Below are 20,164 nucleotides of genomic sequence, written 5' to 3'. Positions count from 1 at the left end.
GCCCAACTGCCGAATGGTCGCATTTAGGCGTTTTCCGAGCTTTATATACAGTTTTACTGCTCGAACGCGGTCTTCGTATGAGTACATGAACTACCTCCAAGTAGTCCAAGTTTTTGTCCGCACCCCCTATTTACGCGTTGATTAATTTTTTATCAATGCAAATCTCATCACCGGAAAATACCCAAGCCGCCGAGCACGGTCTTCCACCCTGCCGGCGAACTGCATCATCCACCATGCATTTTCTGTGACTACAGGTCAAATTTACCAGCGTGGCGCATATCCAAACCGTTTAGCCCTGGTGCAATAAAGAATTGCAATCGGCCCTTCATGATCGCCGGAAAAGGAACCGGACAACCTTGCCAGCACTGCCTTTGCCAAGGTTTGCACAGAATTCAGGCACAGAAGCAGACCGTTGCAATGGTTATCCTCGCTGCACCATGTCAATAACAAGGGGATCAATCGCTTCTATCGAAGCAGTAGACCGATAGACAAAATGTTTTGGATGTCATTAATACAACGATCTACACTCAAAAAGCCGGCGTGTGCTTATTTCGGAAGATCCATATTTTCAGCATCCCAATAATCAACGATAAGTTGAGGAGAGGATTTTATGCGTCTTACTAAACTTGTTAGCTGCATGCTTATGGCAAGTTCCGGCATTGCTGTTTCTGGCGTTGCCGGCGCGGCAGCGCCGAATTTGACAGCGACTACCGTCTTGTCCAAGTTGAGCAACCCGTGGGACATGGCTTTCCTTCCGGACGGCACGATGTTCTTTACCGAGAAATGCAACGGACTCTCCGTGCGAACGCCGTCAGGCACCGTCAACCGCTTGCTCGGCATGAAGGACTCGAAGGATTACGATACCAAGGCCGACGATTTGTTCTGCGACGGCCAAGCCGGCATGAACGGTGTTGCGGTTGACCCCGACTTCGCAAAGAACCGCTTCATTTATGTCTACTCGGCCTCCAGCATGGCGCAGCCGCAGACTAACCATGTCATACGCTTTGTCGTCAACGATGACATGACCAAGCTTTCCGGCCGCAACGACATTGTCAACGACATCCCCTACAAGACTGCGCCGAGCGACCATCCGTTCGGTGCGTCGGGCGCCCACAACGGCGGCCGCATCCGTTTCAGCCCCGGCGACGGGTTCCTGTATGTAACCACCGGCGACACCCACAATGGCGAAGTGCCGCAAAGTCCAACGCGCATCGGCGGCAAGGTGCTGCGCATCGACCGCGACGGCAAGCCTGCTCCAGGCAATAATGCGCCGCAGGGATTCGACCCGCGCATCTTCACGTATGGACATCGCAATCCTCAAGGCATCGCTTTCCGTCCTGGGAGCAACCAGCCGTTCACGGCTGAAAACGGACCATGGCATACCGATGAGGTGACTGCACTCAAGGCCGGCGGCAACAGCGGATGGGATCCCCGCTCCAACGTCAACGGCCGCGGCGACTGTCCTGACAAGTATTGTGGCTACAGCCCCAATCAGATGGGCGCGATGGATCCGAAGGAGCGGTCCAAGTTCATGCCCATGACTGACCTGAAGACCTATCCCAAGGCGATGAAGCCGGCCTGGACCAATGAAGGAATGTCCCAAGGCATGTCATCCGCCACATTCCTGAGCGGCAAGCAATGGAAGGACTGGAACGGCAAGATGGTAGTTTCCTACATGGGCATCGGCATCCATGGAACACCGGTGGGCAACCGCCTGGACGTCCTGGACATCAGTCCCGACGGCCAAAGTGCGAAGCGAACCAAGGTATCGCTGCCGATGCCCGCAGGACGCTTCCGCTCGGTAGTTCAGGCACCTGACGGCAACTTGTACGTCGCGACCGACGAGGGTGAAATCATCAAGATGACCCCGAGCTGATATGCAGCAGCTCCCGCTGCTGAACCGGCGATGCCGTTGCAAGTGGAAGTCTCTCCGACCAACGCGGTTTTCGGCAAGCCTTGCATGGTGATCAGCTCCCCGCTCGCAGTCCCGCTTCATGGCGGGCGGGCTGACATCTCAGGTGCGCCATGTCGCGTCCGATATGAGGATCATGTTCATGCACAAAGTTTTGGCGTTATGTGTCGCGTCTGGCTATCTGCTTTCGACAGGTCCGGCTCTTGCCGATGAGGCCTTGTTTAAGAAATCGAACTGCATGGCCTGTCACGCCGTCGATCAAAAACGGGTGGGCCCTGCGCTGAAAGATGTGGCCGCCAAGTACAGTGGCGACAGCGGTGCCGCAGAAAGGCTGGCCAAAAAGATCAAGGCTGGCGGCTCGGGCGTCTGGGGCCAAATGCCCATGCCGCCGCAGACGCAAGTCTCGGATGCGGATGCAAAGGCGCTGGCCGAATACGTGCTGTCTATCAAGTAGCGTTGCCCGGACTGCAGGCTTCAATCTGAAGCGTGCATGGCTGCAGACCATGCACGGGGCAGGGTGGGTGCGATCACGGCACGCTTCTTTATCCTGACGAAGACCGTGCCTGGCATGCGGAATGGGATGGTCAGCGCTTCAAAAATTGTTCCAGCCGCTGGGCGCCGTCTTCGAGGCGGTCGAGCGAACTGGCGAAGCACCAGCGGATATAGCCTTCACCTTCGGGGCCGAATGCGCTTCCCGGCGCAAGACCGAGCCGCGCTTCCACCACCAGCTGCTTGCACAGCGCCAGCGTATCCTGCGCGCCGTCGACACGGAAGAACAGGTACATCGCACCCTTGGATTTCGGTGCGCTGATGCCCGGTATGGCATTGAGCCGCGCATGCAGGAAGTCGCGCGCGGCGCGGTAGCGTTCCACGGTATTGGCGATGATTTCCTCGCCGCGTTCGACCGCGACGATGCCGGCGCGCTGCGCGAAACCCGGCGCGCAGGAGGTGTTGTATTCGATCAGCTTGCCGAGGTCGGCCATCAGGGGCTCAGGCGCCACTACCCAGCCGAGCCGCCAGCCGGTCATCAGCCATGACTTGGAAAAGCTGTTGGCCGAGACGATGCGGTCTTCCGGATGCGACAGGTCGAGGAACGACGGCGCGCAGGCGCGCGTGTCCGGGGCCGCGTCGTAGACCAGGCGCTCGTAGACATCGTCGGCCAGAATCCAGATGCCGTGCCGGCGGCAGTGGGCCAGGATGATTTCCTGCTGTTCCTTCGTGATCACCCAGCCGGTCGGATTGTTGGGCGAATTCAGGAACACGGCGCGGGTGCCGGGCGTGAGCGCATCGAGCAGCTGCTGCACATCCAGCTCCCAGGTCTGGCCGAAGCGTAGCGGCACCTTGACCACCTCGGCGCCGAGTATCTTCGGTATCTCGACCAGGTTGGGCCACAGCGGCGTGACGGCGACGACGCGGTCGCCGGGACTGACGATGAGCTGCGACAGCAGCATCAGCGCCGATACGCCCGACGACGTGACGGCCACGCGGTTCACATCCACCGGGCGGTGCAGGGTCGACACATATCTGGCGATCGCTTCGCGCAGCGGCGCAATGCCGAAGTTGTGGGTGTAGAAGGTGTCGCCGGCGTCGAGCGCCTCTTTGGCCGCATCGCGGATGAAGCCCGGTGTTTCCTGGTCCGGTTCGCCGAACCAGAAGGGCAGCACGCCTTCCATGCCGATGCCGGCATTGGCGACTTCGCGGATGCGCGAAGCGCCCAGGTTTTGCACGACGGCGCGGGCGGAGGGAAGAGCGGATGACGGCGCGAGCGGATTCACATGCATAGGATGATGCGGTTGGCGAGATCGAAGACGAAGGATGGACGCAGGTAGCCGATGAAGGCCAGCGCCAGCACCGCGGCCAGGACAGCGCCGAGCAGCAGGCGGAGCAGGCGGGGGCGGAGGGCGGCAGTGTTCATGGCGGCTACTGAAACAGGGTTCAGGCCAGCGCCGGCTGCTGCCGGACGATGGCCTTTTCATTGATCGGCAGGTTCACCAGCGCGGCGAACACGCCGAGCGCAATGGTGATGCCCCACACGGTGTTGTAGTTGCCCTCGAGCGTGAACAGGTAGCCTCCCAGCCAGACGCCGAGGAAGCTGCCGACCTGGTGCGACAGGAAGACGAAGCCCGACAGCATCGACAGGTACTTGACGCCGAAGATGCCGGCGATCACGCCGTTGGTCAGCGGCACGGTGGACAGCCACAAGAGGCCCATTGCGCAGGCGAACACGTACACCGAGACCGGTGTCAGCGGCGCCAGCAGGAACAGCGAGATCACGACCGCGCGGGTGAAATAGATCGAGGACAGCAGGTAGCGCTTGGGCAGCATGCCGCCGAGCTTGCCGGCGTAGTAGGAACCGAAGATGTTGAACAGGCCGATCAGCGCCAGCGCCATCACGGCGACGTTGGGGTCCATGATGCCCTTGTCCTTCAGGTAGGAAGGCATGTGCACGCCGATGAACACCACCTGGAAGCCGCAGACGAAGTAGCCGGCCACCAGCAGCAGGAAGGGACGGTAGGCGAAGGCTTCGCGCGTGGCTTCCAAGATGCTCTGTTCGCCGCCGGTCGATTTCTGTGCCGGCATCTCGCGCAGGAAGAAGGCCATCGGCACCATTACCAGCGCCACCAGCGCGGCCAGAATGTAGAAGGCGTTCTGCCAGCCGGCCTGGGCGATGAGCTGCTGTTCGACCGGCATCATTACGAACTGGCCGAAGGAGCTGGCTGCGGAAGAGATGCCGAAGGCCCAGGAACGCCGGGATTCAGGTGCGGCGCGGCCGATGATGCCGCTGACGGCGCCGAACGCGGTGCAGGCCAGCGCAGCGCCGCCCAGCACGCCCGAGCCGATGACGAATGCGGTCGGCTGCGATACCAGGGACATCCACAGCAGGCCGCCGACATAGAAGGCCGCGCCCGCCAGCACCACGCGGGCGGTGCCGATGCGGTCGGCCGCCATGCCGGCGAAGGGCGCGAACACGCCCCACATCAGGTTTTGCAGCGCCATCGCCAGCGAGAAGGTTTCGCGCGTCCAGCCATAGGCCTGCGAGATCGGCTGCAGCCAGAAACCATAACCGTGGCGCACGCCCATGGCGAGCGTGAGAACAAGTCCGCTTGCGATCAGGACGGTCTTCAGTTGCGGAGGGCGGGTGGCTGTCAGCATGGCGGTTTCTCGGCACGGTACGGGAATATGGGAAATCGAGTGTAGCGCAAAGCCGGAAAGCATGTGGCCTGCCGGTTTGACCGGGCCTGTTGAACTTGCGGGAGGCGGAACGGCAGGAAAGACGCCGGAAAAGAAGCGGCTTACGGCATGGAAAGGCGCTGCGCGTTCAGCCAGGTGCGCATGTCGGCAAGGCCGTCCGCCAGTGCCCGCTCGGTCGTATCGAAGAGATTGTCAATGCCATCGTCGGCGACCCCATCAGGCGCTGCCTCTTGCCGCGAGCGCAGTGCCTGTTCAGTCTCCAGCGAGGTTGCCGCGAAACGCCGCAGCCCGAAAGAACCGAGCGAGCCGCGCACCGTATGCAGTTGCCGCATTGCATGGTCCGCCTTGCCGTTGCGCCAAGACTGCCGAGCGGCATCCAGCGAAGTGGTGCCGTTCCTGAGTATCGACTCGAGCAGTTCGAACACGAAGTGCCTGTGCTCTTCGCCGTCCTGCATCAGCATCAGCAGCTGGGTAGGATCGAAGGCTGGGGGGAAGGAGGGCGTTGACGAAACAGACACGATTGCCGGCGAAGAAAACGGGATCGTTCCATCATACACGCGGCCAGGGCGGAGCGTCAGGCAGGGGCGCCCGGAAAAAAGAAACCGCGGCAGCTTGCGCTGCCGCGGTAGAGTTTGCCGCATGCTGCAGCACCGTCCTGCGGTGCGCAGCATCCTTGGTTTGTTGTTATTGAGCTGCCTCGCCTGCCTTACTGCGCCTGGCGTGCCACCATGAAGCCGCCGATTACCAGCTGGCCGGTTGTCCGGTCGGTCATCTGGAAGGTGCCGCCCATTTCCGGCGGTGCGCCGTTGGTGACCGGTCCGAAGTAACGGCCGCCAACGCCGCCCCTCAGGTTGCCGGCCGTCGCCGTGCCGGTCAGGTAATTGGCGACGTTGGTATTGGCTGCGCCCATGCCGGCCGTCGTGGTGAAGGCGACCGGCAATGCTGCATTGGCCCCGTCATTGGAGTTGGTATTCTGTACTGCGACCGTGACTGCGCGGGTGGCGAAATTCACGGTGACGGTCGCCGTGCCGATGAAGATCGTCGGATCGACGGTGGCATTGTTCGAATACCAGCCGTAGGAGAATCCGGTATAGGTAACCGTGCCGGTGGTCGGTACAGTGGCCGGGTCGGTCACCGCGCCGTAGGCAACGAGGCCGCGGCGGTTCTTGTTGTGCTCGTTGCCGGCACGCGCCCATTCCTCGATGATCACCGTATCCTGGGTGACCCAGGCGCCGAGGTTGGTATAGCGCAGGCTCCAGTGGTCGATGTCGCGGTAACCCTTGGAGCCGGGGAACGGAATGCCGATGCCGTTGCCGCCGTCCAGCCAGGCTGGCGTCGAGCCGGGTGTCGCGTTGCCGGCATGGATGTCGCCGTCTTCGTGAAAGCGGCTTGTGTAGAGATTGTCCGGCCGGGCAGCATTGCCGGTTCTCCATTCACCCTGCGACTGACGCGTGGCAATGATTTCCTCGGTTGGGCAGGAGGTGACCTCCGGCGCGCAGCGCGATGGATTGCCGGTGCGCGGGAAGTACCGGTTGTTCGCATAGTTGAGCTGGGTGGCGCGCGGGCCGAGCGTTGCAAAATCGTAGTAGCTGAGATCGGTCGGGAGCGGCAGCGCGTTGTTGGTCGTTACCGTGCCGTCCGCCGCCAGGATGGTGCGTCCCTGCGTATTGTTGAAGGTTTCAACGATGGGCGGGCGGTCATTGACGTTGTCCCATGACAGGCCGAGATTACGCAGAATGACGATGGGCGAGGAAGCCGGCGCATCGCCAACTTTTGTAACGCGGATTTCAGCCGAGCCGCCGGATGCCGGCTCGAAGCCGGTTGCGCCGGTCCTGACCACGATGGGCGTGGCAAGGTCGCTGGTGGAGCGGCCGTAGGCCTGCACGCCGGAACTGGTCAGCGAAATATTGTTTTCGGTACGGATGATGCTGCCGCCGCTGCACTGCACGTTTGCGCCGCCCGGGCAGGACATGACCATGGAGGCGGTTGCAGGTACCGGTGCGGGCGTGCCGGATGTCGGTGTGCCGGGATCGGGCTGAGTACCGCCGCCTGGAGTCGTACCGCCACCGGGAGTCGTGGTACCGCCGCCCGGTGTCGTGCCTCCACCGGGAGTCGTGGTGCCGCCGGGCGTCGTGCCGGTCGAGGGGGCTGTGCTGTCGCCGCCGCCGCCTCCGCAGGCGGACAGGAAGCCTGCCGCAATGAGCGCCAGGCAAAGCGGTTTCAAGTTCAGGCTGAATGTTTTCATTGTCATCTCCCAATGTCGCTGTGCCGCGGCGGTGCCGTTGGCAATGGCTCGTGTAATGGAATTGCTGTTGTTCAGGCCGCCGCTGCAAGTCCGTTCTCCGTGAAAGTGGCCGGCCGCCGCGTGCTGCATGGGTTTTTTGCATGCGCCCGGAAAGCGAAGGCGACACGCATCGGCACATCTTGCCGTTCTTTAATTGACGGGTTCTTGATCAGCGTTAAGCAATCCTCAGCAAAGCTGCCGTGCCGACACACGGCGGCTGCGAGGCCAGGCCGAAACCTGCGTCATTAATGAAACATCCGGCGCATGTCTCGCTGCGAATACAACACCGCCGCAATAGAAATCCGGGACTTAGCGCAGCCTTTTGAGGACTCACAAGCCGGCAGCCTCTCGCACTGGAAAAGCCGGCGCGAGCACAGCATGATGAATAAGGCTATGCACCTTTGCGCTGCATCCTTACGGTTTGCACCGGGCCTTGTTACGTCTTGCGCTTATGAATTCTGGCTGCGTCACCATTTCCGATTTTGAAAACGACTTTCCCGATGAACTGGAACGCCTGCTCGAGAGTCTGTACCACAGCCCTTTCGCCACGCTTGCGCATCATCGGCACTACTGCGATCTGCGGCAGGGCGTTCACGCCTATGTCGCGCGCGGCGGGAAGGATGGCGCGCTCGCCGCGCTGCTGTGGCGGTGCGACGGCCGTATCGCGCGCGTGCTCAACGAGCAGATCGGGCTGCCGCAGGAAGAGGTAAGCCGCTTCGCGCGGCATGTCTTCGCAACGCACGAAGACATTGATGTAATCGAATTCCACGCAGTGCATGCGGAAGGCTCGCCTACGCCGGACCTGCCGTTTCCGTACCAGCATTTCGACTGCGCGGAAGACATCGTGCTGCGCCTGCCGGACTCGGTCGATGCCTACCGCTCCAGCCTCGGCAAATCCACGCGCAGCTATCTCAGCCGCTACATGAACAAGCTGCGGCGCGATCATCCCGACATGCGGCATGAAGTGCTGGAAAAGGACGGTATTGACGAAGACGCGGTGCGGCGCATCGTCGAGCTCAATCATGCACGGATGCAGGGCCGGCACCGGGCTTCCTACATCGACGAGAACGAAGTCGTGCGCGTCCTCGAACTGGTCAGGCGTTACGGCCTGCTGACGCAAGTGATCATCGGGGGCGAGGTCCGCGCCGGGGCCATCGAGCTGCGTCTCGGCAATCACTACTTCCTGCAGGTGCTCGCCCACGACAGCGCATTCAACGGCTACGGCCTCGGCACGCTCTGCTGCTACTTGGCCATCTGCGAATGCATTGCGCGCGGAGGCGAGGAATATCATTTCCTCTGGGGGCGCTACCCGTACAAGACCCGGCTGCTCGGAAGGCAGCGCAAGCTGCAGCATATCGCCCTGTATCGCGACCACGCCTGCCTCGCGCGCCACGGCGGCTTGGCCGTGGCCAACGTCTGGCGCGCGGCAAGATTCCGCAATCACGACTGGCTGGTGGATCGTCTCCACCAGCCAGATCTGCTGGGCCGGGGGCTGCGCGCCGCGGCGCAGGGCGCGCACGCGGCGCGCGGCCTTCTGCAGCTTCCTCGCACGATCGCGCATGCCGTTTCTCATGCGGCGCGTTCGCATCAGAAAGCGGGTTAATAATAGTCCCAAGCCATGGCATGGCAGGACTTGGGATTGGTATCAGTTCATTCCAAGCGCCCGCCCCAATTCCTCCTGAGTGATCGCGCGTGAGAACAGAAAACCCTGGCCATAGTCGCAGCCTGCCTCCATCAGCGAAGCCTTCTGCTCCGGCGTCTCTATGCCTTCGGCGATCACCTGGAGCCCGAGCTCGTGCGCCATGGCGATCATGGAGCGCACGATCGCACGGTCTCCCGGGTCGGTGGCCACGTCGCGCACGAAGGATTGGTCGATCTTCAAATAATCGATGTCGAACCTGCGCAGGTAAGCCATCGATGAATAACCGGTGCCGAAGTCGTCGATGGCCACCTGTATGCCGGCGTCGCGGTACTGCAGCAGCCGCTCGGCAACGCGCGAGGAGGCGTTGAGCAGCAGGCCCTCGGTGATTTCCACCGATATGCTGCTGCCCGGCAGGCCCAGGTTCTTCAGGTGACTCGGCCAGTCGGCCTGTTCCGAGCGCGACATGAACTGCACCGGCGACTTGTTGACGCTGATCTGAAACGGCTTGCCGAGGCGACTGCCGAAGTGGCGCGAGCAGCGCGCCGCCTCCAGAAAGACCCACTCGCCGATCTCGTTGATCAGCCCCGACTCTTCGGCGAAGGGAATGAAACGGGGAGGATCGATCATGCCGAGCTTGGGGTGCTGCCAGCGCAGCAGCGCTTCCGCCTTGCTGATGGCGCCGGTGCGCAGGTCGATCACCGGCTGATACAGGACGCGCAGCTGGTTTCCCGCCAGCGCATTGCGCAGGTCGCCGATCAGCCGCAGGCGGTTGTGCGCTTCCTGCTGCATGGAGCGGGTGAAGTAGCTGAACTGGTTGCGGCCGTTGCTCTTTGCCGCGTACATCGCCTGGTCGGCATTGCGGATCAGGTTTTCCGGCGTGGCCGCATCGTTCGGGAACAGGGTGATGCCGATGCTGGCCGACAGATAGACCACTTCATTGCCGAGCTGGAAAGGCGCCGCCAGGGAATCGATCATTTTCTGCGCCACGATCTCGACATGGGTCAGGTCATCGAGATCGGTCAGGATCGCCGTGAATTCATCGCCGCCCAGCCTGGCCACGGTGTCCGAGGCGCGCACGCAGCCGTTGATGCGGCTGGCCGCCTCGATCAGCAGCTGGTCGCCGATGTCGTGTCCGAGCAGGTCGTTGGCTTCCTTGAAGCGGTCGAGGTCGATGAACAGCAGGGCCAGCGGTTCGCCGCTGCGCTGCGATTTCCTGGCGTCATGGTCGAGCCGGTCGCGGAACAGCCGGCGGTTGGGCAGTCCGGTCAGCGTATCGAAGTTGGCATGGCGCCAGATGATTTCCTCCGAACGGCGTTTCTCCGAAATATCGGACACCGTACCTGTCATGCGCAGCGGCTGGCCGTGGACATCGCGCGCCACCACGACGGCGCGCGTCATGATCCATTTCCACTCGCCGTCCCTGCAACTCATTCGGTATTCGCTCTGGAAGGAGGCGGATCTGCCCGTCAGGCAGGCGCGCAGCGCGGTCAGGGTCGGATGCAGGTCCTCCGGATGCACGCGCTGTTCCCAGTCGCTGTAGCCTTCCAGCACGTCGTCTTCGGACAGGCCGAGAATCTCCTTGAAGCGCGGCGAATACAGCATCTTGTTGGTCGGAATATCCCAGTCCCAGATGCCGTCGCCGGATCCCTCGATGGCAAGCTTCAGGCGCTCGTTGCTGACCGTCAGCTCCTCTTCCGCCAGCACCGTTTCGGTGACGTCGAGCGAGATGCCCACATGCCCGGCATAGCTGCCGTCTTCCTGGAACCAGGGCGAAGCATGGGTAGCCAGCCAGTGCCATTGACCTTCCCTGTCGCGCACCCGGAAGCGGTAATGCAGCGACTTGCGCTCCTGCTGCGCCTGCGTCAGCGCCTCGATGTAGCCGGGCCCGTCTTCCGGGTGCAGGAAGTCCCGCCAGCCGGCGCCTAGCAGCTGCTCCGTTGCCACGCCGGTCAGCTCGCTGGTGCGCGGATTGACATAGCGGACATGCCCCTCGGGATCGAGATGCCAGATCAGGGCGGGCGAGGTTTCCGCCAGCGCACGGAAGCGCGCCTCGCTGTCTGCCAGCGCCTGCTCGGCCAGCTTGCGCGCAGTCAGGTCGACGGTCACGGCCAGCAGCGAACTGGGTTGCCCTTCCTCGTCGTCCAGGCGGGAAATGCTGCTGCGTGCAAAGACGATGCCGCCGCCGCTGTGCAGGTAGCGCTTGTCCAGCGATGCCGCTTCACCGGTGCCGAGCAGTACCCCCAGGGCATCGATGCTTTTGGGAATATCGTCGGGATGCGTCACGTCCGGCACGCCTTTGGACAGCAGCTCTTCGCGCGAACGGCCGAGCATGCTGCAGAGTTCGTCGTTGACGCGCAGGAAGCTTCCGTCGAGCGACAGCTCCGACAGCCCGACCTTGGCGCGCGCGAAGATCTCCGACAGCCTGGCTTCGCTGCTGCGAAGGGCCTGTTCCATCAGCACGCGCGGCGTCGTGTCGGTGATGATGGCAAGCACGCCCGCCGGCTCGCCGCTTTCGCCCGGCACCGGCGAAAAATCGAGATTCAGCCATACCGGCTGCAGGCCGCCGTTGCGCCTGACGAGGAATTCCTGGTCGCGGTACGCCAGCGAGCGGCCGCTCAGGACGGTCTTAAGCACGGTGGTGTGGAAATCGGTATGTCCGGTCGAGCCTTCCTGCACCTTGCGTCCGAGCAGCCAGGGATGGCGGTCGCCGGCTAGCTCGGCATAGGCGTCGTTGTACAGCATCACGCCTTCCGCGCTCCACAGCAGGATGCCCGGCATGGGCAGCGCAAGCAGGATGTCCGCCGTATTGCGCAGGCATTGCGGCCAGCGCGGCAAGGGGCCCAATGCGGTGGAAGCCCAGTCATGCCTTCGAATCAATGTCCGCATTTCGCCGGTTCCGACCGGCCACTCCGGATTAGCGCTTTTTGTCATTTCTCCCTGCTCCGGCACCATGTGTCTGGCCTGCCGTGCTGCAAGCAGCTTCCTATCGATGCGGCTCGTCGCCGTATCGACCCCATGCGCTCCGGTACGCATTGCGTCGGTGATATGCGCTGTCTTTGATGGTTGTGCCGTCCGCGCGCATCTTGTGGCGCTCGAACGGATTGCGCATTCATGGTAGGAAGAGCGGAATGTACCGCAAAAGTTCAGCCGGCCGGTCGGCGGCGAAGGCTGTTACCATGACTCCAGGTCATTCAGCGCACCGCATTCAAAACAGGACAAGGGAGGTCCGCATGCTGCTTGCACGAATACTCATCGGCGTTGTGCTTCTTATCCACGTCTACATCTTCCTGCTGGAAACCGTGCTGTTTCGCACGCGCGGGCGCAAGGTATTTGGCCTCAGCGATGCGCAGGTGGAGTCGATGGCGCCGGCGATGTCGAACCAGGGATGCTACAACGGCTTTCTCGCCGCCGCGCTGGCAGTCGCGCTGCTGCACGGCGATGCCGCGGTAGCCAATGCCTTTGCGATGTTCGGCCTCTCGTGCGTGGCGGTCGCCGGCATTTGGGGCGCGCTGACGGTCCAAAAACGTATCTTGTTCGTGCAGACCGTACCGGCGGTGCTGGCGTTGACTGCGCTGTTGGCCGGCGTCTGATATACGCCGGCGCTTGATTCAGCGCTGCAGAAAGTCGCGGATCAGGCCGATCTGTTCCGGCACGTTGAGCGCGGGCGCGTGGCCGCAGCCGGGAATCACGGCCAGCGTGGCGCAGGGGCCGCGCCGCGTCATTTCCTCGGCGGTCTCCTGCAGCAGCAGGTCTGAATCGATGCCGCGCATCACCAGCGTTGGCATCGTCAGCGTGTCGTAATGATCCCACAGCGCATAGTCGTCCGGATGGACGAAGAACTGGCGCACCATCGCCGGATCGTAGTGCGGCGTGATCTTCCCGTCCGGCATGCGCCGCGCCGAGGTCTCGGCCATGCGGCGCCACTGCGCATCGCTCTGCCAGCCGTAGGGCTTGTAGACGGTGCGCAGGAATTGTTCGAATTCCTGCATGGTTCCGAACATCGGCGGATGGCCGGCATAGGCCTTGATTCTTTCGATGGCTGCGCCGGCCAATGCCGGGCCGTTGTCGTTGAGTACCAGGCGGCTGATGCGGCCCTTGAGCGTGGTGGCCGCAGCCACCGTGCCGATGGCGCCGCCCATCGAGGTGCCGACCCAGCGCATGGTGCCGAATCCCAGCTGATCGGCGAGTTCGCGCGCGATGCGCGCGTAGAAGGCGAGGCAGTACTCGTTGTCCGGGTCCGGGCTCCATTGCGAAAAGCCGCGTCCCAATGTATCGGGGCAGATGATGTGATAGCTATCGGCCAGCGCCTCGGCCAGGTCGTCGAAATCGCGCCCGGTGCGCGCCAGGCCGTGCCACATGATGACCGGCGGCAGGCCGCGCCTGCCCCATTCGACATAGTGGATTTCCCGCTCGCAGCACCGCAGGTAATGGGAGGAGGGCATCATGCGGCGCTCCTGCTGCGCAGCTTGCCGACCAGCCCGGTCGGGAAGAAATAGACCGACAGGATGAACAGGATGCCGAGCCACAGCAGCCAGCGGTCCGGCGACAGCAGCGCCGACAGCAGCGGCACCGACTGCGTCGCTCCCGAAGCCAGCCCCATCAAATCCTGCAGATAGCTTTGCGCCAGCAGGAAGGCGGTGGCGCCGAAGATCGCGCCGTACATCGTGCCCATGCCGCCGATCACCACGATGAGCAGGATGTCGATCATGATCTCGAAGGACAGCGAGGTATCGGGACCGTTGTAGCGCAGCCAGATTGCCAGGAGGCAGCCGGCAAGCGTGGCGAACACCGCCGCCAGCACATTCGACCAGGTGCGGTAGACCACCGTGCGGTAGCCGATCGCCTCGGCGCGGAAGTCGTTCTCGCGGATGGCCTGCAGCACGCGGCCGAACGGCGAATTGACGATGCGCAGCATGGCCAGGAACAGCAGCGCGGCAATGACGAACACCAGGTAGTAGGTGATCAGCCTGCCGTCGAGCGAAACGCCGAGGAAGAGATTCTCGCTGAGCGAGAACGAGGGCGCGAGCACGTCGGGCAGCTTGAAGTTCAGGCCGTCCTCGCCGCCGGTGATTTCCGACAACTGCGAGGCCAGCGTCTGGAAGGCCGAGGCCACCGCCAGCGTGATCATCGCGTAGAAGATCGCGCGCACCCGCAGCGAGAACAGGCCGATTACCAGCGACAGCAGCAGCGACAGCACCACCGCGCCGGCGGCGCCAATCACCAGGCTGCTCCAGCCGGCGCCGAAGCGCGTGCTGGCAATCGCAATGCCGTAGGCGCCGATGCCGAAGAACATGGTGTGGGCAAACGACACGATGCCGGTATAGCCGAGGAGCAGGTCGTAGCTGGCGACCAGCACGATAAAGATCAGGATCTTGGCTGCCACGTTGAGCGACTTCGCGCCCGGAAACAGGAAGGGCGCGAAGGCCAGCCCGAGCACGATCACGGTGAGGATCACCGCCAGCACGCGGCTGCGCGGCATGTCATGGGAAAGGAGTCGGCTGATCATCTGCTGGTCACCGGATAGACGCCCTGTGGACGCCACAACAGGATGGCGACCATCAGGATGATGTTGGAAAAGAGTGCGACCTTGGGTGCGAGGAAGCCGGTGTAGTTGGCCAAGAGGCCGACCAGCAGGGCGCCGAGGAAGCAGCCGCCGGTGGAGCCGAGGCCGCCGATGATGATCACGATGAAGATCAGCACGTTGACCTGCGCGCCCATCTGGGGAATCACGTTCTGCTGGTACAGGCCCCACATCACGCCGCCCAGGCCGGCCAGCGCGGAGCCGGCGATGAAGACGCCGACGAACAGGCGGCGGATGCGGTAGCCGAGGCTTTCCACCATCTCGCGGTCCTGCACGCCGGCGCGGATCAGGAGGCCGAGCTTGGTGCGGTTCAGCACCAGCACCAGCGCCGCGAACACCGCAAGGCCGACTACCACCGCGATCAGCCGGTATTTCTCGATCGCCGCATCGCCGAGCAGCACCGAGCCGCGCAGCGCGGCCGGCAGCGGCAGCGGGATCTGCGCCGGGCCCCAGATGACCTTGATCAGTTCTTCGCCGACCACCATGCCGCCCATGGTGATCAGGATCTGCTTCAGGTGCTGGCCGTAGACCACCCGCACCAGTACGCGCTCGAACACCGCCCCGAGCACGCCGGCCACGATCATGGCCGCAACCATGGCGGCCGCCAGCGCGCCGAGGTTCAGCAGCAGGCTGTCGGCGCCGGCCCAGTCGGGCAGCGCGCCCATTACCGATACCGCGACGAAGGCGCCGAGCGCGATGAAGACGCCGTGGCCGAAGTTGAGCACGTCCATCAGGCCGAAGATCAGCGTCAGGCCCGAGGCGATAATGAAGATGATCATGCCCATCGCCAGGCCTGCGGCGGTGAGCGTGATCCAGGTCGGCATCGAGCCGATGAAGGGCAGGGCGGCCAGCGCGAGCGCCGGCACCAGCGCCAGCGGCGCCCAGTCGATCTGGCGGGTGACGGGCAATGCCGCCGGTTCGGGTGCGCCCGAACCGGCGGCATTGACGGTATTGGGGGCGGGCGCGGGCGGAACCACGGGATTGAGAGTAGGCGTCTGATCCATGAAGTGTCCTTAGTGGTGCGCGGCCAGCGACAGGCCGAGCAGGCGCGTTTGCAGCGCTTCATCCTCGGCGAGTTCGGCCATCAGTCCGGTATGCACGATCCTGCCGTCGTCCATGACGGCAACGGTGTCGCCGAGCTGCCTGGCGAAATTGAAATTCTGCTCGACCAGCAGGATGGTGGTATCGGTCTGCTTCAGCTCTCGGAAGGCGGCGATCATGTTGGCGATGATGGCCGGCGCCAGGCCCTTGCTCGGCTCGTCGATCAGCAGCAGCTTGCGCGGCTCGACGATGGCGCGCGAGACCGCCAGCATCTGCTTCTGTCCGCCGGACAGCTTGCCGGCCGGATGCAGCCAGAATTTCTTCATCGCCGGAAACAGCGTGAAGATCCAGTCCAGGCGCTTGCTGTCGATATCGTCGATGCTGCGCGCCGAGCGCGCGGCCAGCAGCATGTTTTCCTTCACCGTCAGGTCGGCGAAGATGCCCATGTTCTCCGGCACGTAGGCAATGCCGGCCTGCGAGATATCGGGCGTGCTCGCGGCCGTGATGTCGCGGCCGTCGAAACTGATGCGGCCCTGCGACGCCTGCCACAGGCCCATGATGGTGCGCAGCGTGGTGGTCTTGCCGGCGCCGTTGCGGCCGAGCAGCATGGTCAGCTGCCCGCGCGGCACCTCAAGGTCGACGCCGTGCAGGATGTGATAGGCGCCGATGTGCGTGTGCACGCCTTCCAGTTTCAGCAGCGGCTGCGATTGCGATTGGTTCATGCGGCTTCCTCCACCGGCGCCAGGCCGAGATAGGCTTGCTGCACCACGGGTGAGGCGATCACGGCTTCCGGATCGCCGTCGGCCATCAGGGTGCCGTTGTGCAGCACGATGATGCGGTCGGCGAGTTCGCGCACCACATCCATCTTGTGTTCGACCAGCAGGATGGTCTTGTCGCCGCGCGCCTTCAACGCGCGGATCAGGTCGAGGATCACCGGCACTTCGTCGACGCTCATGCCGGCGGTCGGCTCGTCGAACATGTAGACCTCGGGGTCGAGCGCCATCAGCAGCCCGACTTCCAGCTTGCGCTGGTCGCCGTGCGGCAGCGCCGCCGCCTGCACGTCGCGCTTGGCCGCCAGCGCCACGCTTTCCAGCAGCTCTTCGGCGCGCTCGATCAGCGTGCGGTGGCGGCTCCAGACGTTCCACATGTCGAGACCGACCTGGCGGCGCGACTGCAGCGCCAGCCGCACGTTTTCCATCACGCTCAGGTTCGGGAACAGGCTGGTCAGCTGGAAGGCGCGTCCCAGCCCGGCATGGGTGCGGGCCGATGCCGGCAATGCGGAAATGTCGCGGCCGTTGAGCAGCACCTGTCCTGCGCTGGCTTTCAGCTGGCCGGAAATCAGGTTGAAGTAGGTGGTCTTGCCGGCGCCGTTGGGGCCGACGATAGCCGTCAGCGTGCCGGGCGCGAAGGTGCACGACACCGCATTGACGGCGACATGGCCGCCGAAGCGTATCGTGAGATCGCGGGTTTCCAGGGATGAGGCTTGATGCGCGGGCATGCAGAGTCTCCGCAAAGTCGAAACAAGCCATCCGCCGGCGTTGGCGGGCGGGTGGCTCGGGTCTTCAGGTTTTCAGCTGCTTGGGGTGTGCTGCGATCAGCGCTTGTTCCTGATCGGGATGTTCATGTCCTCGATCTTGATCTCGCGCACCAGGTCGGGCACGCCCCACGGGAAGGCGGGATCGACCTTGATCTTGAAGTGGTACATCGACTGCAGCGCCTGGTGGTCTTCCTTGCGGAAGGTCATCTTGCCCTTGGGCGATTCGAAGCTCATGCCTTCCATCGCGGTGATCAGCTTCTCGGTATTGGTGTCGCCGTTGGTCTTCTTGAGGGCCTCGACCAGCGCGATGCCGGCCGACATGCCGCCGGCGGTGAAGAAATCGGGCGGAGCCTTGTAGCGCTTGTAATGCTCGGACACCAGCCAGTTGTTGACCGGGTTTTTCGGAATGCCGAAGTAGTAGTAGGTCGCGCCTTCCATGCCGGGGAAGTTCTTGTACGAAGCCATGGCCGGCAGGATGTTGCCGCCGGTGGCGATCTCGATGCCGTAGCGTTTCGGATCAAGGTCGGCGATCTTGAACGGATTGCCGGCGCCGGCCCAGATGATGAAGATGACCTTGCGGCCCGGCTTGTCCTTGAGCGAATCGAACAGGCGCTGGGCACCGGCGGTGAAGTCGGTGGTGTTGGTGGGCAGGTATTCCTCGTGCACCACCTTGGCTTTCTTCAGCGCTTCCTTGAACGCCTTCACGCCGTCGCGGCCGAATGCATAATCCTGGGCCAGCGTGGCAATCGTGGTGCCTTCCTTGTCCAGCGCGACCGCGTTGGAGATCGCATCCTGCGAGGAGTTGCGGCCGGTGCGGAAGATGTAGCGGTTCCACTTGTCGCCGGTGATGGCGTCGGCCACCGCCGGCTCGACCATCAGGATCTTCTTGTATTCCTCGGCGATCGGCAGCATGGCCAGCGCCACGCCGGAGCCGGTGGGGCCGACCGCGATGTCGGCCTTGTCGTCGGCATAGGCAGCCGAGAGCTGCGACTTGGCGACGTCGGGCTTGCCCTGGGTATCCTTCTCGATCACGACCAGCTTGTTGCCGTTGACGGTCATGGTGCCGCCGGTGGCGTAGTCAAGGCCCATCATCAGGCCGATCTGCGTCTGCTTCGCATAGGCTTCGAGCGGGCCGGTCTTGTCGTAGACGTGGGCGATCTTGATGTCTTTTGCGTGGAGTGCTGTGGTGCAGCAGATCGCAGCGGCCGCTGCGAGCAGGTGAAGTCTCATGTCTCGTCCTTTGTAGGTTTTCTTGATGCCGGATGTTGATGGCCCCGCAGACGCAATTGCGGTTCCAGCCAGATTACTCCAAACAGGTGTGTCCGGGAAAGTAGTAGAAATACGATGGGACGGATTTACGGCAGCCACGCAACGGAATGCCGGCGCGGACTGCCCGGATGGTGTCCGAAAACGGCTAGACGCTCCTCCGGCCCGCGCGTATAACGTCGCATATGGATACCTCACCCACGCACCCGGACCCGCCATTCGCAGACAGCCTGCGCGGCCTCGATAGCGACAGCTGCTACCGCGCGCTGGCGGCCAAGGACACGCGCTTCGACGGCGTGTTCTTCACCGGGGTCACCACCACCGGCGTCTACTGCCGGCCGGTCTGCACCGTCAAGACGCCGCGCCCGTCCTCCTGCCGCTTCTTCAGCAGCGCCGCCGCGGCCGAGGCGGCGGGTTTTCGCCCCTGCCTGCGCTGCCGTCCCGAACTGGCGCCGTATGCGCTGCAGGAGAACCTTGCCCATGCGGTGTGGCAGCGCATCGCCGGCGGTGCGCTCAACGACGGCAATCTGGAACGGCTGGCCGGCGAAGTCGGGCTGTCTTCCCGGCAGCTGCGGCGTGTGCTGATGCAGCATTTCGGCGTGACGCCGATCGAGCTGGCGCAGACGCAGCGCTTGCTGTTTGCCAAGAAGCTGCTGCAGGAAACCCGGCTGCCGATGGCCGATGTCGCCTTTGCCGCCGGCTTCGGCAGCGTGCGCCGCTTCAATGCGCTGTTCGCGCAGCGCTACGGCATTGCGCCCGGCGACATCCGGCGCGCCGGCGAAAGCGCGGCGCCGGCTGCCCCTGGCGCGCTGACCTTGCGGCTCGCCTACCGGCCGCCGTTCGACTGGGCGCGCATGCTGGGCTATCTGTCGCACCGCGCCATCGCCGGCGTGGAGCAGGTCATTCCGGATAAGGATGGCAGCGGCAGAGGTGGCGGAGGCGGCAGCTATGCGCGCAGCGTCAGCCTGGACGGAAGCCACGGCTGGCTGAGCGTGACGCACCGGCCCGAGCGCGCGCAGCTGGAACTGGAAGTGGCGCCCTCATTGGCCGGCGTGCTGATGCCGCTGGTGGCGAGGGTGCGCGCGCTGTTCGACCTCGATGCCAATCCCGCGGTCATCGTCGGCCACCTGGGCCGCGATGCCTTGCTGGGCGAGCGGCTGAAAGACATGCCGGGGCTGCGCGTGCCGGGCGCCTTCGATGCCTTCGAGCTGGCCATACGCGCCGTGCTCGGGCAGCAGGTCAGCGTGGCCGGCGCCACCACGCTGTCCGGGCGCCTGGTCGCACGTTTCGGCATCGCAGAGGCAACGCCGTTCGAACGGGTCACGCATGGTTTTCCGATGCCTGCCGCTCTGGCCGAGGCAAGCGCGGCCGATATCGCCGCGATCGGTTTGCCGCAAGCCAGAGCGCAAACCATTCTCAATCTGGCGCGCTTTGCCGCCGAAGGCGGCCTGCACATGCCGCCCGGTCTCACGCTGGAGGACAGCATCGCCAGGCTCAGGACCGTGCGCGGCATCGGCGACTGGACCGCGCACTATATCGCGCTGCGCGCCCTGCGCTTTCCGGACGCATTTCCCGCCGGCGACCTCGGCCTGCAGAAAGCGGCTGCGGAGGATGGCGGACGCCTGACCGAAAAACAGCTCGCCGTACGCGCCGCCGCCTGGTCGCCGTGGCGCGGTTATGCGGCACTTGCACTATGGATGGGATGAATC

Annotated in this window: 18 protein-coding genes; 5 read left to right on the top strand and 13 right to left on the bottom strand. The window is 63.7% G+C overall.

The window, feature by feature from the left end; translation table 11 throughout:
• Window positions 1-546: 546 nt before the first annotated feature.
• Entirely contained in the window at window positions 547-744 is a 198-nt protein-coding gene (locus IGW03_RS38395) for a hypothetical protein (protein WP_228536198.1), read from the bottom strand.
• Between IGW03_RS38395 and IGW03_RS30475 the strand changes: the two genes are divergently transcribed.
• Together IGW03_RS30475 and IGW03_RS30470 are read left to right on the top strand one after the other, a co-directional pair.
• On the top strand, window positions 743-1,876 hold the full coding sequence (locus IGW03_RS30475; protein ID WP_267253640.1) for a PQQ-dependent sugar dehydrogenase: 1,134 nt from the start codon (window positions 743-745) through the stop codon (window positions 1,874-1,876). The two genes, IGW03_RS38395 and IGW03_RS30475, sit on opposite strands and share 2 nt — an antisense overlap.
• Before the next feature lie 178 nt (window positions 1,877-2,054).
• Window positions 2,055-2,366 carry a c-type cytochrome gene (locus IGW03_RS30470; RefSeq protein ID WP_323745044.1) on the top strand — a complete coding sequence of 104 codons (312 nt, stop codon included), beginning with the start codon at window positions 2,055-2,057 and terminating at the stop codon, window positions 2,364-2,366.
• Between the two features lie 130 nt (window positions 2,367-2,496).
• Here the strand turns inward: IGW03_RS30470 and IGW03_RS30465 are convergent, their stop codons facing one another.
• From IGW03_RS30465 to IGW03_RS30445, 5 genes are all read right to left on the bottom strand, one after another.
• Complete coding sequence (locus IGW03_RS30465; protein ID WP_194726229.1) at window positions 2,497-3,693, bottom strand: pyridoxal phosphate-dependent aminotransferase; 1,197 nt, start codon at window positions 3,691-3,693, stop codon at window positions 2,497-2,499.
• Window positions 3,684-3,827 (bottom strand): hypothetical protein, encoded by a 144-nt coding sequence (locus IGW03_RS30460; protein WP_194726228.1) that lies wholly within the window; start codon window positions 3,825-3,827, stop codon window positions 3,684-3,686. The genes IGW03_RS30465 and IGW03_RS30460 overlap by 10 nt, the downstream gene beginning before the upstream one ends.
• A 20-nt stretch (window positions 3,828-3,847) precedes the next feature.
• On the bottom strand, window positions 3,848-5,065 hold the full coding sequence (locus IGW03_RS30455; RefSeq protein WP_194726227.1) for an MFS transporter: 1,218 nt from the start codon (window positions 5,063-5,065) through the stop codon (window positions 3,848-3,850).
• 140 nt (window positions 5,066-5,205) lie between these two features.
• Window positions 5,206-5,622: an Hpt domain-containing protein gene (locus IGW03_RS30450; RefSeq protein ID WP_194726226.1), complete on the bottom strand. Its 417-nt coding sequence runs from the start codon at window positions 5,620-5,622 to the stop codon at window positions 5,206-5,208.
• 188 nt (window positions 5,623-5,810) lie between these two features.
• Window positions 5,811-7,349 (bottom strand): HupA family protein, encoded by a 1,539-nt coding sequence (locus tag IGW03_RS30445; RefSeq protein WP_194726225.1) that lies wholly within the window; start codon window positions 7,347-7,349, stop codon window positions 5,811-5,813.
• Between the two features lie 490 nt (window positions 7,350-7,839).
• Between IGW03_RS30445 and IGW03_RS30440 the strand changes: the two genes are divergently transcribed.
• The gene (locus tag IGW03_RS30440; RefSeq protein WP_194726224.1) at window positions 7,840-8,991 is read left to right on the top strand and encodes a GNAT family N-acetyltransferase; all 1,152 of its coding nucleotides are present in this window, start codon (window positions 7,840-7,842) and stop codon (window positions 8,989-8,991) included.
• A gap of 42 nt (window positions 8,992-9,033) precedes the next feature.
• Here IGW03_RS30440 and IGW03_RS30435 read toward each other — a convergent pair whose 3' ends face one another.
• Window positions 9,034-11,961 (bottom strand): bifunctional diguanylate cyclase/phosphodiesterase, encoded by a 2,928-nt coding sequence (locus tag IGW03_RS30435; RefSeq protein ID WP_194726223.1) that lies wholly within the window; start codon window positions 11,959-11,961, stop codon window positions 9,034-9,036.
• Window positions 11,962-12,260: 299 nt separating this feature from the next.
• Between IGW03_RS30435 and IGW03_RS30430 the strand changes: the two genes are divergently transcribed.
• On the top strand, window positions 12,261-12,620 hold the full coding sequence (locus tag IGW03_RS30430; RefSeq protein WP_194726222.1) for a DUF1304 domain-containing protein: 360 nt from the start codon (window positions 12,261-12,263) through the stop codon (window positions 12,618-12,620).
• An 18-nt stretch (window positions 12,621-12,638) separates the two neighbouring features.
• Here the strand turns inward: IGW03_RS30430 and IGW03_RS30425 are convergent, their stop codons facing one another.
• The 6 genes from IGW03_RS30425 to IGW03_RS30400 form a co-directional block, all read right to left on the bottom strand.
• On the bottom strand, window positions 12,639-13,472 hold the full coding sequence (locus tag IGW03_RS30425) for an alpha/beta fold hydrolase (protein WP_194726231.1): 834 nt from the start codon (window positions 13,470-13,472) through the stop codon (window positions 12,639-12,641).
• Window positions 13,472-14,536, bottom strand: coding sequence for a branched-chain amino acid ABC transporter permease (locus IGW03_RS30420; protein ID WP_194726221.1), 1,065 nt, complete (start codon window positions 14,534-14,536; stop codon window positions 13,472-13,474). The genes IGW03_RS30425 and IGW03_RS30420 overlap by 1 nt, the downstream gene beginning before the upstream one ends.
• On the bottom strand, window positions 14,533-15,615 hold the full coding sequence (locus tag IGW03_RS30415) for a branched-chain amino acid ABC transporter permease (RefSeq protein ID WP_194726220.1): 1,083 nt from the start codon (window positions 15,613-15,615) through the stop codon (window positions 14,533-14,535). The genes IGW03_RS30420 and IGW03_RS30415 overlap by 4 nt, the downstream gene beginning before the upstream one ends.
• A gap of 9 nt (window positions 15,616-15,624) precedes the next feature.
• Window positions 15,625-16,374, bottom strand: coding sequence for an ABC transporter ATP-binding protein (locus tag IGW03_RS30410; RefSeq protein WP_194726219.1), 750 nt, complete (start codon window positions 16,372-16,374; stop codon window positions 15,625-15,627).
• On the bottom strand, window positions 16,371-17,150 hold the full coding sequence (locus IGW03_RS30405) for an ABC transporter ATP-binding protein (RefSeq protein ID WP_194726218.1): 780 nt from the start codon (window positions 17,148-17,150) through the stop codon (window positions 16,371-16,373). The genes IGW03_RS30410 and IGW03_RS30405 overlap by 4 nt, the downstream gene beginning before the upstream one ends.
• A 96-nt stretch (window positions 17,151-17,246) precedes the next feature.
• On the bottom strand, window positions 17,247-18,419 hold the full coding sequence (locus IGW03_RS30400) for a substrate-binding domain-containing protein (protein ID WP_194726217.1): 1,173 nt from the start codon (window positions 18,417-18,419) through the stop codon (window positions 17,247-17,249).
• Window positions 18,420-18,640: 221 nt separating this feature from the next.
• Here IGW03_RS30400 and IGW03_RS30395 point away from each other — a divergent pair, with 221 nt between their 5' ends.
• On the top strand, window positions 18,641-20,161 hold the full coding sequence (locus IGW03_RS30395) for a DNA-3-methyladenine glycosylase 2 family protein (RefSeq protein ID WP_194726216.1): 1,521 nt from the start codon (window positions 18,641-18,643) through the stop codon (window positions 20,159-20,161).
• Window positions 20,162-20,164: the final 3 nt, after the last annotated feature.

It is taken from the genome of Noviherbaspirillum malthae, from assembly GCF_015352985.1.
GTDB lineage: Bacteria > Pseudomonadota > Gammaproteobacteria > Burkholderiales > Burkholderiaceae_D > Noviherbaspirillum > Noviherbaspirillum malthae.
The sequence above is the reverse complement of the archived record's forward strand: the minus strand, read 5'-3'. Positions and strand labels throughout refer to the sequence as shown.